This window comes from Polynucleobacter sp. Tro8-14-1 (assembly GCF_018881655.1).
In the GTDB taxonomy this organism is placed as follows: Bacteria; Pseudomonadota; Gammaproteobacteria; order Burkholderiales; family Burkholderiaceae; genus Polynucleobacter.
This window is the reverse complement of record NZ_JACVPX010000002.1, coordinates 145,254-157,754: the sequence shown is the minus strand read 5'-3', so window position 1 is coordinate 157,754 and position 12,501 is coordinate 145,254. Positions and strand designations below refer to the sequence as shown.

15 protein-coding genes are annotated in these 12,501 nt (G+C 46.6%); all 15 read left to right on the top strand.

Annotation, left to right across the window (positions count from 1 at the left end):
• Positions 1 to 2: 2 nt before the first annotated feature.
• The 15 genes from ICN34_RS03215 (at position 3) to atpE (ending at position 12,449) form a co-directional block, all read left to right on the top strand.
• The gene (locus ICN34_RS03215; protein WP_072582035.1) at positions 3 to 497 is read left to right on the top strand and encodes an SET domain-containing protein; all 495 of its coding nucleotides are present in this window, start codon (positions 3 to 5) and stop codon (positions 495 to 497) included.
• A gap of 11 nt (positions 498 to 508) precedes the next feature.
• Positions 509 to 724 carry a DUF3717 domain-containing protein gene (locus ICN34_RS03210; RefSeq protein WP_072582036.1) on the top strand — a complete coding sequence of 72 codons (216 nt, stop codon included), beginning with the start codon at positions 509 to 511 and terminating at the stop codon, positions 722 to 724.
• A gap of 106 nt (positions 725 to 830) precedes the next feature.
• Entirely contained in the window at positions 831 to 1,598 is a 768-nt protein-coding gene (locus ICN34_RS03205; RefSeq protein ID WP_072582037.1) for an ABC transporter ATP-binding protein, read from the top strand.
• Positions 1,595 to 2,299, top strand: coding sequence for an ABC transporter ATP-binding protein (locus ICN34_RS03200; RefSeq protein ID WP_072582038.1), 705 nt, complete (start codon positions 1,595 to 1,597; stop codon positions 2,297 to 2,299). Before ICN34_RS03205 ends, ICN34_RS03200 begins: the two co-directional genes overlap by 4 nt.
• 22 nt (positions 2,300 to 2,321) lie before the next feature.
• A complete protein-coding gene (locus tag ICN34_RS03195) occupies positions 2,322 to 3,545 on the top strand; it encodes an ABC transporter substrate-binding protein (protein WP_072582039.1) in 1,224 nt (407 codons plus the stop codon).
• A 16-nt stretch (positions 3,546 to 3,561) separates the two neighbouring features.
• Positions 3,562 to 4,482, top strand: a complete 921-nt coding sequence (locus ICN34_RS03190; protein ID WP_216120745.1) for a branched-chain amino acid ABC transporter permease — start codon at positions 3,562 to 3,564, stop codon at positions 4,480 to 4,482.
• A gap of 2 nt (positions 4,483 to 4,484) precedes the next feature.
• A complete protein-coding gene (locus ICN34_RS03185) occupies positions 4,485 to 5,414 on the top strand; it encodes a branched-chain amino acid ABC transporter permease (protein WP_072582041.1) in 930 nt (309 codons plus the stop codon).
• 115 nt (positions 5,415 to 5,529) lie between these two features.
• The gene (locus ICN34_RS03180; protein ID WP_072582042.1) at positions 5,530 to 6,267 is read left to right on the top strand and encodes a TSUP family transporter; all 738 of its coding nucleotides are present in this window, start codon (positions 5,530 to 5,532) and stop codon (positions 6,265 to 6,267) included.
• 106 nt (positions 6,268 to 6,373) lie between these two features.
• Positions 6,374 to 8,296 carry a tRNA uridine-5-carboxymethylaminomethyl(34) synthesis enzyme MnmG gene (mnmG, locus tag ICN34_RS03175; RefSeq protein WP_072582043.1) on the top strand — a complete coding sequence of 641 codons (1,923 nt, stop codon included), beginning with the start codon at positions 6,374 to 6,376 and terminating at the stop codon, positions 8,294 to 8,296.
• Positions 8,289 to 8,957 carry a 16S rRNA (guanine(527)-N(7))-methyltransferase RsmG gene (gene rsmG / locus ICN34_RS03170; RefSeq protein ID WP_072582044.1) on the top strand — a complete coding sequence of 223 codons (669 nt, stop codon included), beginning with the start codon at positions 8,289 to 8,291 and terminating at the stop codon, positions 8,955 to 8,957. Before mnmG ends, rsmG begins: the two co-directional genes overlap by 8 nt.
• A gap of 18 nt (positions 8,958 to 8,975) precedes the next feature.
• A complete protein-coding gene (locus tag ICN34_RS03165; protein WP_072582045.1) occupies positions 8,976 to 9,746 on the top strand; it encodes a ParA family protein in 771 nt (256 codons plus the stop codon).
• Positions 9,747 to 9,770: 24 nt separating this feature from the next.
• On the top strand, positions 9,771 to 10,661 hold the full coding sequence (locus tag ICN34_RS03160; RefSeq protein WP_215321254.1) for a ParB/RepB/Spo0J family partition protein: 891 nt from the start codon (positions 9,771 to 9,773) through the stop codon (positions 10,659 to 10,661).
• A 68-nt stretch (positions 10,662 to 10,729) separates the two neighbouring features.
• Entirely contained in the window at positions 10,730 to 11,221 is a 492-nt protein-coding gene (locus ICN34_RS03155) for an ATP synthase subunit I (protein WP_216120742.1), read from the top strand.
• Positions 11,222 to 11,261: 40 nt separating this feature from the next.
• Positions 11,262 to 12,137, top strand: a complete 876-nt coding sequence (atpB, locus tag ICN34_RS03150) for a F0F1 ATP synthase subunit A (RefSeq protein WP_215321256.1) — start codon at positions 11,262 to 11,264, stop codon at positions 12,135 to 12,137.
• 45 nt (positions 12,138 to 12,182) lie between these two features.
• On the top strand, positions 12,183 to 12,449 hold the full coding sequence (atpE, locus tag ICN34_RS03145) for a F0F1 ATP synthase subunit C (protein WP_011901869.1): 267 nt from the start codon (positions 12,183 to 12,185) through the stop codon (positions 12,447 to 12,449).
• The last annotated feature ends 52 nt before the right edge of the window (positions 12,450 to 12,501 follow it).

The following is a 12,501-nucleotide window of genomic DNA, read 5'->3' as shown; positions in this document are numbered from 1 at the left end:
TTATGACATCCAAAAAATTAAAACCACCTAAGGTGGACAGATCCTCTATTGTTGTGAAATCTTCGCCTATTCACGGAAAAGGCGTATTTGTTGCCAAACCCATTAAAAAGGGTCAGGCAATTATTGAATACAAGGGCGAGCGCATCAGCTGGAAGCTTGCTGAGAAGCGCCACCCACACGACCCCAAAGACCCCAATCACACCTTTTACTTTTCATTAGAAGATGGTCGTGTGATTGATGCGAAATACGGCGGCAATGCTGCACGTTGGATCAATCACTCGTGTAAACCCATTTGCGAAACCCGCGAAGATAGTTTTGGTGGTGAGCCGCGAGTATTTATTTATGCAAAGCGCACCCTTAAGGTTGGTGAAGAGTTGTTTTACGACTACTCACTCGATATTGAGGGGAAAATTACGAAGCAAATGAAAAAAGATTACGAGTGCCGTTGTGGTTCAAAAAAATGCCGTGGCACTATGCTTGCAACTAAAGATAAGTAAAAATAATTTTCATGTTGTTTGTAACAATCCAAGAGCTAGAGGCTACCATCAACTACTGGCGCAGTCAGTCCCCATCAGAGGGTGATGAGTTGCGGCTCTGCCCTGAAGCTTCGGCCCTCGCTAAACCATATGCGTTAATGATTGTGCAGGGCGCCCAAAGGGTTCCGGTTGACGTCTTAGACGAATTAGCTCGTTCAGCAATTCAGCAATTTCAAAAACTGACCTAAAAATTTTTTAGCGCTACCGCTTTAATTGTTTAGGGTAATTGCTATATAAACCCATGCCATCTTCGGGTATCCTCGTATTCTTGCTCCCAAGTAGGGGGTAGAGGGTATGACATTGCAAGAAACAATATTAAAAACAATCGGACTGGGAAAATCCTTTAAGGGATTTTCTGCGGTCACTGATGTGAACCTAGATGTCGCTCGGGGAACCATCCACGCTTTGATTGGGCCTAATGGAGCCGGCAAGACGACTTGCTTCAATTTGCTGACTAAGTTTTTAGAGCCCAGCAGCGGTCAAATCTTATTTAACGGTTTTGATATCACCAAAGAGGCCCCCGCACAAATTGCAAGACGGGGCATTATTCGCTCCTTTCAGATTTCCGCTGTTTTTCCACATTTAACGGTTATTGAAAATGTTCGTGTTGCACTGCAGCGAGGATTGGGTACGGAGTTTCACTTCTGGAAGTCTGGAAACTCTTTAAATGTGCTTAATGAGCGCGCACTAGAGCTTCTACATGAGGTTGGTTTGGAAGGTTTTGCCGACGAGGAAACTCTCAATCTAGCTTATGGCCGTAAAAGGGCGCTTGAAATTGCAACAACTTTAGCTATGGAGCCAGAGTTAATGCTTTTGGATGAACCCACCCAGGGAATGGGCCACGAAGATGTTGAGCGCGTAACAGAGTTGATTGATCGTGTGGCCAAGGGCCGCACTATTCTGATGGTTGAGCACAATATGAAGGTGGTTTCTTCAATTGCAGATCGTATTACCGTTTTACAGCGTGGCTCCGTGCTGGCTGAGGGTTCTTATCATGAGGTTTCAAACAACCCACTGGTTGTTGAGGCTTATATGGGTAGCCATGGGGGAGACAACCTATGAGCACCATGGCGCTAGAGGTTAAAAATTTAGAGTCTTGGTATGGCGAATCTCACATTTTGCATGGCGTGAATTTTGCTGTGCGTGATGGCGAGGTTGTTACTTTACTTGGAAGAAATGGCGCCGGTAGAAGCACCATTCTGAAGACCATCTTAGGATTAACTAGTAAAAGAACTGGTTCTGTAGAGGTCTATGGGGCGGAAACTATCTCCATGCCCACTTATAAGATTGCTCGTTTGGGGGTTGGTTTTTGCCCAGAGGAAAGAGGTATTTTTGCTAGCTTGAGTACAGAGGAAAACCTTTTACTTTTGCCAGAGATTGCGCCCGGCGGCATGGGTTTGGATGAGATTTATGAAATGTTTCCAAATCTCTATGAAAGAAGAAATAGCCCTGGCACCCGCCTATCTGGTGGTGAGCAGCAAATGCTGGCGATGGCGCGAATTCTGAGAACCGGCGCCAAGCTATTGTTATTGGATGAGATTACTGAGGGGTTGGCGCCCGTGATTGTGCAAAAGCTTGGAGAAGTTGTCACCAGTTTGCGCAACAAAGGCTTCACGATTGTGTTGGTTGAGCAAAACTTCCACTTTGCTGCGCCCTTAGCTGATCGTCATTATGTAGTTGAGCATGGAAACGTGGTTGAGGTGGTGCAACAAAGCGAGCTTGCCGAAAAAGCAACTTTATTAAATGAGTATCTTGGGGTTTAGTGGATTTCTATAGGAGACGGTAATGAAGTTAAAGCAAATAACCGCGTGTCTGGTTGCGGCGACCATGTTTGGTTCAAACCCAGTGTTTGCACAAAGCGGATCAAAAGTAAGTGGCGATGTTGTAAAGATTGGCGTCTTAACTGACCTTTCCGGAGTCTATTCCGACTTGGCGGGCCCGGGCGCAGTGATTGCGGCAAAAATGGCGATTGCTGATTTCTCAAAAGACGGCACCGTTATTGGAAAGAAGATTGAGCTCGTAAGCGCTGACCACCAGAACAAAGCTGACATTGCCGCCAACAAAGCGCGTGAATGGTATGACAAAGACGGCGTTGATGTAATTGTTGAATTAGTTTCCACCAACGTTGCCTTGGCTGTAATGGAGGTTGCCGAGCAAAAGAACAAGATTACTTTGGTTTCCGGCGCTGGATCAGTTGCAATTACTAATGAAAAATGTACTGCCAACAACGTGCATTGGACTTATGACACTTACGCCCTTTCAAATGGCACGGGTAAGGCAGTAGTAAAGCAGGGTAAAAAGAACTGGTACTTCATTACCGCTGACTATGCTTTCGGTGCAGCCCTTGAAAAAGATGCCACTGCTGTTGTGACCGCTAACGGCGGTAAAGTTTTAGGCACCAGCAAACACCCATTCCCCAATAGCGATTTCTCTTCCTATCTTTTAAAAGCGCAGGCTAGTGGCGCAGATGTGGTTGCTTTGGCAAATGCAGGCCAAGATACCATTAACACCGTTAAGCAAGCCTCTGAGTTTGGTATCAACAAAAAACAAACCGTTGTTCCTTTATTGATGTTTATCTCCGACGTGCATTCTTTGGGTCTACCCACTGCACAAGGCATGTACCTCACAGAAGGTTTCTATTGGGATAAAGATGACAAGACCCGCGCATTTTCAAAGCGCTTCATCTTGCAGCATAAGCGTATGCCAACAATGGTTCAGGCTGGCGTTTACTCATCTGTTCTTGCTTATTTAAATGCAGTACAAAAAGCAGGTACCGATGACACTCAAGCTGTGATGAAGGCATTAAAGTCTACAAACATCGATGATGGTCTTTTCAAAGGCAAGATTCGTGCCGATGGTAAGTTTGAGCATGACATGTATTTGTTAGAAGTGAAGAAGCCGGCTGACTCTAAGAGCCCATGGGATTACTACTATGTTCGTGCAACCATTCCTGCTGCAGAAGCTACTTTGCCGCTTTCACAATCGAAGTGCAAGTTAGTTAACAAGTAATAAATAGAAATCAAGAATGTTTGAACTTCTCGGAATTACCCCTCAAGGGCTGGTAGCCCAGCTCTTGGTGGGGCTTATTAATGGCTCGTTCTACGCCATATTGAGTTTGGGATTGGCCATTATTTTTGGCCTTCTCAACATCATTAATTTTGCGCATGGTGCTCAGTACACTATGGGCGCTTTTATTGCCTGGATTGGTTTAACCCAGATTAGCCAATGGCTTGGGTTCCCTGACCTAACCATTAATTATTGGTTTGCTCTGATTGTTGTGCCATTGGTTTTGGCGGGATTTGGCTTAATTCTGGAGCGCACGATGTTGCGCCGCCTGTACCACCTTGATCACCTATATGGCTTGTTGCTGACTTTTGGTTTGGCTCTCATTATTGAGGGCATGTTCCGTCATTGGTATGGAATTTCTGGTGAGAGCTACCCGGCCCCGGAGTTATTGCAGGGAGCGATTCCATTAGAGTCGCTTGGCATCATCTTGCCAAAGTATCGCATATGGGTTGTGGTGATTTCTATGGCGGTATGTTTCTCAACCTGGTATGTGATTGAGAGAACAAAGTTGGGTGCCTATTTGCGCGCTGGAACCGAAAACCCCAAATTACTACAAGCTTTTGGTATCAATGTTCCGCTGATGATTTCTTTGGCCTACGCCTATGGCGTTGGCCTAGCAGGTTTTGCTGGAGTATTAGCAGCCCCCATTTTCCAGGTGAACCCGTTGATGGGTTCCAACCTCATCATTGTTGTGTTTGCGGTGGTGGTGATTGGTGGCATGGGCTCGATCATGGGTGCCATCCTTACTGGTTTGGGCTTGGGTCTGGTTGAGGGCCTGACTAAGGTCTTTTATCCAGAGGCCTCCGGCGTTGTGATTTTTGTGATCATGGCAATTGTTCTTTTGATTCGTCCTGCTGGACTGTTTGGGCGGGAGAAGTAAGCATGAATCCAAAAACAAAATTGCTTTACGGCATCTTGGTTTTAATTGCCCTGTTATTGCCGTTCCAAGATTTTATTTATCTCGTGTTTGCAATGAAGGTGTTGTGCTTCGCCCTTTTTGCGTGCGCATTCAATTTGCTTTTGGGTTTTACCGGGCTTCTATCTTTTGGTCATGCAGCATTTTTTGGAACTGCTGCCTACATCACCGCCTACTTCTGCAAAGAAGCGGGCCTCTCCCCTGAGTTAGGAATTGTGTTGGGCGTTGTTGGTTCTGGTGTTTTGGGATTCTTAATTGGATCGTTGGCCATTCGCAGACAAGGCATTTACTTTGCGATGGTGACTTTGGCTCTTTCGCAAATGGTTTACTTTTTAGCTGTTCAGCTTCCATTTACAGGTGGCGAAGATGGAATACAGGGCGTCCCCCGCGGCATGTTATTTGGCTTGATTGACCTAAAGGATGACGTCGCGATGTACTACTTTGTTTTGGCAGTTTTCTTATTTGGTTTTGCCGTCATTATGCGCGCTGTGCACTCTCCGTTTGGTCAGGTTCTTAAGGCAATTCGTGAGAATGAGCCTCGTGCAATTTCCCTGGGTTATGACGTTGATCGTTTTAAGTTGATGTCTTTTGTGCTTTCGGCCGCATTATCTGGCTTGGCTGGCTCCATGAAATCTTTGGTGTTCCAATTGGCAACACTGACCGATGTTCACTGGCATATGTCCGGCGAGGTTGTGTTGATGACTTTGCTTGGAGGCATGGGAACCATTCTGGGCCCAGTGGTTGGCGCAGGAATTGTTGTTGGTTTGCAAAACTATCTTGCCAATATTGGCTCATGGAGCACAATTGCAACCGGCTTCATTTTTGTCATTTGTGTTTTAGCATTCCGCCGTGGTGTTGTTGGTGAAATTGCTGCGTACTATAAAAACAAAAACTGAGCTTTTGTTTTTCCTTTTATTATTTGATTTTTAGTGCGGCGCTTTCGCCGCACTCATTTAATTAAAAGAGACTCTCATCGAATTTTCAATTTTCATATGGCCACTGCTTTTAGCAATGGCTTTCTTTGCTGGGCTGGTTGATGCTGTAGCCGGAGGCGGCGGCCTGATTCAGGTGCCGGCCCTGTTTGCTGCTTATCCCAATGTTCCACCTGCAACTTTGCTGGCGACGAATAAGGTTGCCGCGGTTGGTGGGACCTTTAATGCTGCGCGTAAATTTTTGGGTCATGTTTCTTTGCCTTGGGCAATTGTTTTGCCAGCAATCGTCGCAGGTTTTGTTGGCTCTCTTTTGGGCGCAAATGCAGTGAGCAATTTCCCGGCTGAGCCTTTGCGCAAAGCGTTGCCATTCGTTTTGTTGTTCCTGCTTCTGTACACCTGGTTTCAGCCTTCGCTTGGAGAGGCGCATGCGCCGAAAATTCTTGGGCGTTTTCAACAACTCAAGGGTGTAATTCTTGGCTTAACAATTGGTTTTTATGACGGCTTCTTTGGTCCCGGTACCGGTAGCTTTTTATTGTTTGGTTTTGTGCGCTTTTTTGGTTTTGATTTTCTCCATGCCTCTGCGGCAACAAAATTGGTAAACGTAGCAACCAACCTAGCAGCTATTTTGATGTTGGCTAGCCTGGGTCAAATTAATTGGACGCTTGGTTTTGTCATGATGATTGCCAACATTGCCGGCAGTCAGTTCGGCAGCCGGCTTGCAATTAAACACGGTAGTGCTTTCGTCAGAAAGGCCTTTTTGGTCATTGTTAGCGTGCTGATATTGAAGTCAGCCTGGAATGCTTATTTCATCAATTAAATCAATTGCTTAGAAATCAAACCTTTGTTTTTCTAGGAATTGTTGATCTTTTGTTTCACGTGAAACAAACAAAATGCTATGATCATCGCCCTATCTGAGGCAAATCATGCGTTATTCCAAAAGTTTCGATGTCATTGTGGTTGGAGGCGGTCACGCTGGGACTGAGGCCGCGCTTGCGTCGGCGCGTATGGGATGCGATACCCTATTAATCACCCATAGTATTGAAAACTTGGGCGCCATGAGCTGCAATCCTTCCATTGGCGGGATTGGTAAGGGTCATTTGGTAAAAGAAATCGATGCCATGGGCGGCGCAATGGCTGCGGCTACGGATGAGGCTGGCATTCAGTTTCGCATCCTGAATTCTAGTAAGGGCCCCGCTGTTCGAGCCACTCGTGCTCAGGGTGACCGAGTTCTATATAAGGCCGCCATTCGCCGCCGTCTAGAAAATCAACCTAATTTAAGTATCTTCCAGGCTGCAGTGGATGACTTATTGGTCAAGGGTGATCAGGTCCAGGGCGTTGTTACCCAAATGGGGCTGGAGTTCGAGGCAAAAAAAGTGGTCCTCACGGCAGGTACCTTCTTGGATGGAAAAATCCACGTTGGCTTAAATAATTATGCTGGTGGGCGTGCAGGCGATCCTGCCGCAGTTTCTTTATCGGCTAGATTAAAAGAGTTGAAGCTTCCGCAGGGAAGACTGAAGACTGGTACCCCACCTCGCATTGATGGTCGAACAATCGACTTTTCAGTCATGCTTGAGCAGCCTGGGGACTTGGATCCAGTGCCGGTATTTTCTTATTTGGGGCGTCCAGAGCAGCACCCCAAGCAGGTTCCTTGCTGGATTTCTCATACAAACGAAAAGACTCACGATATTATTCGAGGCGGTTTAGATCGTTCACCTATGTATACCGGTGTGATTGAGGGAGTTGGCCCCCGTTACTGCCCTTCTATTGAGGACAAGATTCATCGTTTTGCCTCCAGAAACAGTCACCAGATCTTCTTGGAGCCAGAGGGCCTAACAACTAACGAGTTTTACCCCAATGGGATTTCTACCAGCTTACCTTTTGATGTTCAGTGGGACTTAGTCCGCAGCATTTGGGGTATGGAGTCTGCGGTGATTGTCCGCCCTGGGTACGCAATTGAGTACGACTTCTTTGATCCACGCCAATTACGTCATAGCCTTGAGACAAGGGCAATTGGCGGGCTTTACTTCGCTGGCCAGATCAATGGCACCACAGGCTATGAAGAGGCTGCAGCGCAAGGTATGCTGGCCGGAATCAATGCCGGCTTGGCAGCGAAGGGCAAAGAGCCTTGGCTGCCTAAGCGCAGCGAGTCCTATATTGGTGTTTTGGTTGATGATTTGATTACCCGTGGTGTCCAGGAGCCTTATCGCATGTTTACAAGCCGGGCAGAGTATCGCCTGAGTTTGCGGGAAGACAATGCAGATATGCGTCTAACCACGATTGGGCGCGAACTTGGCTTGGTGGATGACTATCGTTGGGAAGTATTTTGCAGAAAACAGGAGGCTGTTTCACGTGAAACATCTCGCTTGCAAGACATTTGGGTTGGGCCAAAACATGAGGCTGCCCCCCTAGTTTCTCAGTTGCTGGGTCAAGACCTGTCCCATGAATGCAACTTAACCGAGTTATTGAGGCGCCCAGGGGTTACTTATGAAGCAATTACCGCTTTGGGTAATGGAATGTGGGCCCCAGCAACTCTAGACGAAGATCTTGGCTTGGCTGCTCAAATTAGCGATCAGGTAGAAATCTCAGTTAAATACCAGGGCTATATTGATCGTCAGGCGACAGAAATCGCTCGTCAAGAACACAATGAATCATTTCCCTTATCGGAATCATTGGATTATTCCCAGGTTATTGGCTTATCTAAAGAGGTTCAGCAAAAGCTGAATTTGCATAAACCCGAAACATTAGGTCAGGCTGGCCGCATTTCAGGGGTCACGCCTGCAGCACTTTCGCTTCTATTGGTGCACCTTAAAAAAGGCTTGGGCCGCACTCAAGAGACCCATGAGTGAGGGTTTGCTTGCTTTAGGGATTGGTGATCTTGGGTTGGAATTAAGCCCAAGCAATATCGCCGATTTAGAGCTATTTTTGCAAGAAATGGGGCGCTGGAACCAGGTTCATAATCTCACGGCAATCGAGGGTGAGAAAGATTCTATTCGACTGCATCTTATTGATTCTATTGCAGTTTTGCCAGTATTGAAACGCTTCTTAAGGGGCCCGTCTCCTAAGATTGCTGACCTTGGTTCAGGAGGCGGGTTACCGGCCATCCCTATTGCCATTGTTCAGCCGGAGTGGCAGCTTTCGCTGATTGAGGCCATCCGCAAGAAGACGGCATTTCTGCAGCATGTGCGCGGAAAACTGAAATTGAAAAACATTGAGGTGCTGTGCGAGAGAGTGGAAGATGCTGCAATGCAACATCCAGCACAATTTGATGCAGTCATTTCTCGGGCATTTACAAATCTCGCACGTTTTTTGGATCTGTCATTGCCCTTCTTAAAGCCCGATGGCCTGGTATTTGCAATGAAGGCCAAGCGCGCTGACGACGAAATGAAAGATGTTTCCATGGACGATTGGTGCTTAGTTGCCGATGAGCCCCTTCACATCCCTAATTTAGCGGTGGAGCGACGCCTTTTGGTGTTGGCCCCCGTGAGAAAATCCACCCTCACCTCTTAAGTAAACTCAAAAGTAGCCATGGCAAAAATTTTCTGTATTGCAAATCAAAAGGGTGGTGTTGGTAAAACCACAACCGCCGTTAATTTGGCGGCAGGCTTAGCGGGACTACAGCAGCGCGTTTTGTTGGTGGACCTTGATCCTCAAGGTAATGCCACCATGGGCTCAGGGATAGAGAAAGCAGATTTAAACGCGAGCGTATATCAGGTGTTAATTGGCATGACATCAGTTAAAGAATGTGTGCAGCTTTGCGAAAGCTCCGGGTACGACGTATTGCCGGCTAATCGTGATTTAGCGGGCGCCGAAATTGAATTGGTAGATTTGGATTTACGCGAAGCGCGTTTGAAAGATGCGCTTGCTCAGGTCGCAAATGATTACGACTTTATTTTGATTGATTGTCCGCCCGCCTTGTCTTTGTTAACGCTCAATGGATTGTGCGCAGCCAACGGAGTGATTGTGCCAATGCAATGCGAATACTTTGCATTGGAAGGCCTGTCTGATTTAGTAAACACCATCAAACAAGTGCATGCAAATTTGAACCCCGACTTGGTCATCATTGGTTTATTACGCGTCATGTTTGATGCGCGAATGACTTTGCAGCAACAAGTCTCCGATCAGTTGCTTGAACACTTCGGTGACAAGGTATTTAAGACCATTATTCCGCGCAATGTACGTCTTGCCGAAGCCCCCTCTTATGGGCTTCCTGGTGTGGCTTTCGATAAATCATCACGTGGCGCAAAAGCCTATTTAGAGTTTGGTGCCGAGATGGTTGAGCGCATCAAGCACATGTAATTTTTAGAAAGAACAGTAAAGATCATGGTTGCCATTAAGAAAAAAGGTTTAGGTAGAGGCCTCGAGGCGTTGCTTGGAGAAAAGACGCAGCAAGCAAGTCCTTCCACCGAAATCAATCGTTTGCCATTAACTGCTTTGCAGGCAGGCAAATATCAGCCGCGTCAAAAAATGGAAGCCGGTGCATTGCAAGAGTTGGCAGAAAGTATTCGTGAGCAAGGTGTTATGCAGCCCTTACTGGTTCGCCTGGTGGCTCCCGGTAAGTACGAAATTATTGCGGGTGAAAGACGCTTTCGTGCGGCAACTATTGCGGGCTTAAAAGAGGTTCCGGTTTTAGTTTCTGGCGCCGATGATCAGGCTGCGGCGGCAATGGCCCTGGTAGAAAATATGCAGCGAGAGGATTTAAATCCTCTCGAAGAATCACAGGGCTTAGCTAGGTTGATTGAGGAGTTTGGATTTACGCACGAGCAGGCAGCAAAGGCTGTAGGCAAGTCTCGCAGTGCAATTACCAACTTATTGCGTCTTGCCCAGCTCGCAAAGCCGGTCCAAGCCATGCTGTTGGCCGGCGATATCGATATGGGACATGCGCGTGCGCTATTGCCCCTTCCCGGGTCGAGCCAGGTGGCTTTGGCCCAGAGAATCTCGGCACAGGGTCTGTCTGTCCGTGAGGCGGAGAGAATGACTGCTGCTTTGGTGATTGCGGGCGGTCAAATTGGAGACAAAAAGGCTAAAAGTAAGCCAAGTACTTCTTCACCCAGCAGCGATCCAGATATGCAGCGTTTGACGCAAGAAATTGCAGATTTGATTGGTCTAAGCACGGAATTCAAGCTTAAAGGCAAGGGTGGAGAGCTCAGGCTTCGGTTCAGCCAGTTCGATGAATTAGATTCCCTATTAAAAAAACTGGGTATTGAGTCTTAAATTAGGTCAAAAATGTACCCAAATCCTTTGACATATTGCACTGCACACACTAAACTTTCGGGGCTAAATTGATTCCTCAAAAAAATCAATTTTCCGAGGTGGATGAGTGGGATGAGCCCGAAGAAGTTATCCGGGTTTACAGCAAAGAGGAAATTGTTGCGCTGCGGCAAAGTGATGCGACAAAGTACCGAGCCCTTTCACCGTGGAAAATTATTTTGGCCCAAGTGCTGATTACAGCTATCAGTATGGTGTTTTGGTCAATTTTTGGGGAGCCGGTAGGGGTAAGCCTTTATACTCAGTCGGCCTTTTTAGGTGGTTTAATTAGCGTCTTGCCTACAGCCCTGTTTTTAGTCAGGTTGGAGTTGGCAAAAAAATCGCAAAGATTGAATCCAGGAAGATTTTTGGCAGCATTGGTTTCGGGTGAATTTATCAAAATCGCCGTGACGTTGATGCTGTTTATAGGGATTGCGTATTACGTCCCTGGCGTGCTTTGGGTCCCCTTGTTGGTGACTTACCTGCTTGCCTTGAAGTGTGTATGGCTGGTGTGGTTGTGGCGCTAAGTAGTGACAATTGAGATTGAAACAAAGGACTAGTTAAGAGATGTCTAGCGAAGTACACCAAGCCCACGAGGCAGCCGAGCAAATGACGCCAACCGCGTACATTTCTGAGCATTTACAAAATCTCACCAGCACTGGTGAGCATCAATCCTCCATCGTTGATTTCAGCGTCATCAATTTAGATACCATTTTTTGGGCTTCATTGATGGGCTTTATAGCGGTATTTATTTTGTTGATTGCGGCGCGTCGTGCAACCCCTGGCGTTCCTGGTCGGTTTCAGTCTTTGATTGAAATGATTGTGGAGATGGTTGATACCCAAGCCAAGAGCATTGTTCATGGCGATCGCACTTTCATTGCGCCTCTCGCGCTCTTCGTATTTTTCTGGATCATTCTCTTAAACACCCTCGACTTAATTCCTGTGGATTGGGTGTTGGGCGTAAATCATTTCATCGGTAACTTTGGCGGACATGTACCGCACAACCGTATGGTTCCCACAACCGATTTAAATGCAACTATGGGCATGTCCCTATCAGTGTTGGTTTTAGTATTCTTTTACAGCTTTAAAGTAAAAGGATTTGGCGGCTTTTTGCATGAACTCATTTCCGCCCCTTTTGGTGCGAAATGGTACTTAGCCCCATTCAACCTTGCATTGAACATCATTGAGTATTTGGCGAAAGGCGTTTCTTTAGGAATGCGACTTTTCGGCAATATGTACGCTGGCGAATTGGTCTTCTTGTTGATTGCCTTGCTTGGTAGCGTATGGACCTTTAATTTAGATTTATCCCTGTTCGGATTGGTGGGCCACGTTATTGCTGGATCAGCTTGGGCCATCTTCCACATTTTGGTTATTTTGTTGCAAGCCTTTATTTTCATGATGTTGACTTTGGTTTACATCGGGCAAGCGCATAGCCATCACTAAGATTTTATTTTTAACTTACCTCTTTTAACTTCAGGAGTCAGCAACATGCAAGCATTTTTAGCAACTATTCAAGGTTCAACAGCTATCTGTATAGGCATCATCATCGGCCTCGGCGCGATCGGTGCATGTTTGGGCATTGCATTGATGGGCGGCAAATACATCGAAGCATGTGCACGTCAACCAGAATTGATGGAGCCACTCCAAACTAAGATGTTCCTTTTGGCTGGTTTGATCGATGCTGCGTTCTTGATCGGCGTTGGTGTTGCAATGTTGTTTGCTTTCGCAAACCCACTGCTCGCAGTTATTAAGTAATTGTTTTGGCGTGGATGACCAACGGGTCATCCAACTGTTCTCAACAATACTG

Coding starts and splice junctions, on each gene's coding strand:
- ICN34_RS03210 (WP_072582036.1), top strand. CDS start 509: ATGTTGTTTGTAACAATCCAAGAGCTAGAGGCTACCATCAACTACTGG.
- mnmG (WP_072582043.1), top strand. CDS start 6,374: ATGCGTTATTCCAAAAGTTTCGATGTCATTGTGGTTGGAGGCGGTCAC.
- ICN34_RS03215 (WP_072582035.1), top strand. CDS start 3: ATGACATCCAAAAAATTAAAACCACCTAAGGTGGACAGATCCTCTATT.
- atpE (WP_011901869.1), top strand. CDS start 12,183: ATGCAAGCATTTTTAGCAACTATTCAAGGTTCAACAGCTATCTGTATA.
- ICN34_RS03160 (WP_215321254.1), top strand. CDS start 9,771: ATGGTTGCCATTAAGAAAAAAGGTTTAGGTAGAGGCCTCGAGGCGTTG.
- ICN34_RS03190 (WP_216120745.1), top strand. CDS start 3,562: ATGTTTGAACTTCTCGGAATTACCCCTCAAGGGCTGGTAGCCCAGCTC.
- ICN34_RS03205 (WP_072582037.1), top strand. CDS start 831: ATGACATTGCAAGAAACAATATTAAAAACAATCGGACTGGGAAAATCC.
- ICN34_RS03200 (WP_072582038.1), top strand. CDS start 1,595: ATGAGCACCATGGCGCTAGAGGTTAAAAATTTAGAGTCTTGGTATGGC.
- ICN34_RS03195 (WP_072582039.1), top strand. CDS start 2,322: ATGAAGTTAAAGCAAATAACCGCGTGTCTGGTTGCGGCGACCATGTTT.
- atpB (WP_215321256.1), top strand. CDS start 11,262: ATGTCTAGCGAAGTACACCAAGCCCACGAGGCAGCCGAGCAAATGACG.
- ICN34_RS03185 (WP_072582041.1), top strand. CDS start 4,485: ATGAATCCAAAAACAAAATTGCTTTACGGCATCTTGGTTTTAATTGCC.
- ICN34_RS03180 (WP_072582042.1), top strand. CDS start 5,530: ATGGCTTTCTTTGCTGGGCTGGTTGATGCTGTAGCCGGAGGCGGCGGC.
- rsmG (WP_072582044.1), top strand. CDS start 8,289: ATGAGTGAGGGTTTGCTTGCTTTAGGGATTGGTGATCTTGGGTTGGAA.
- ICN34_RS03165 (WP_072582045.1), top strand. CDS start 8,976: ATGGCAAAAATTTTCTGTATTGCAAATCAAAAGGGTGGTGTTGGTAAA.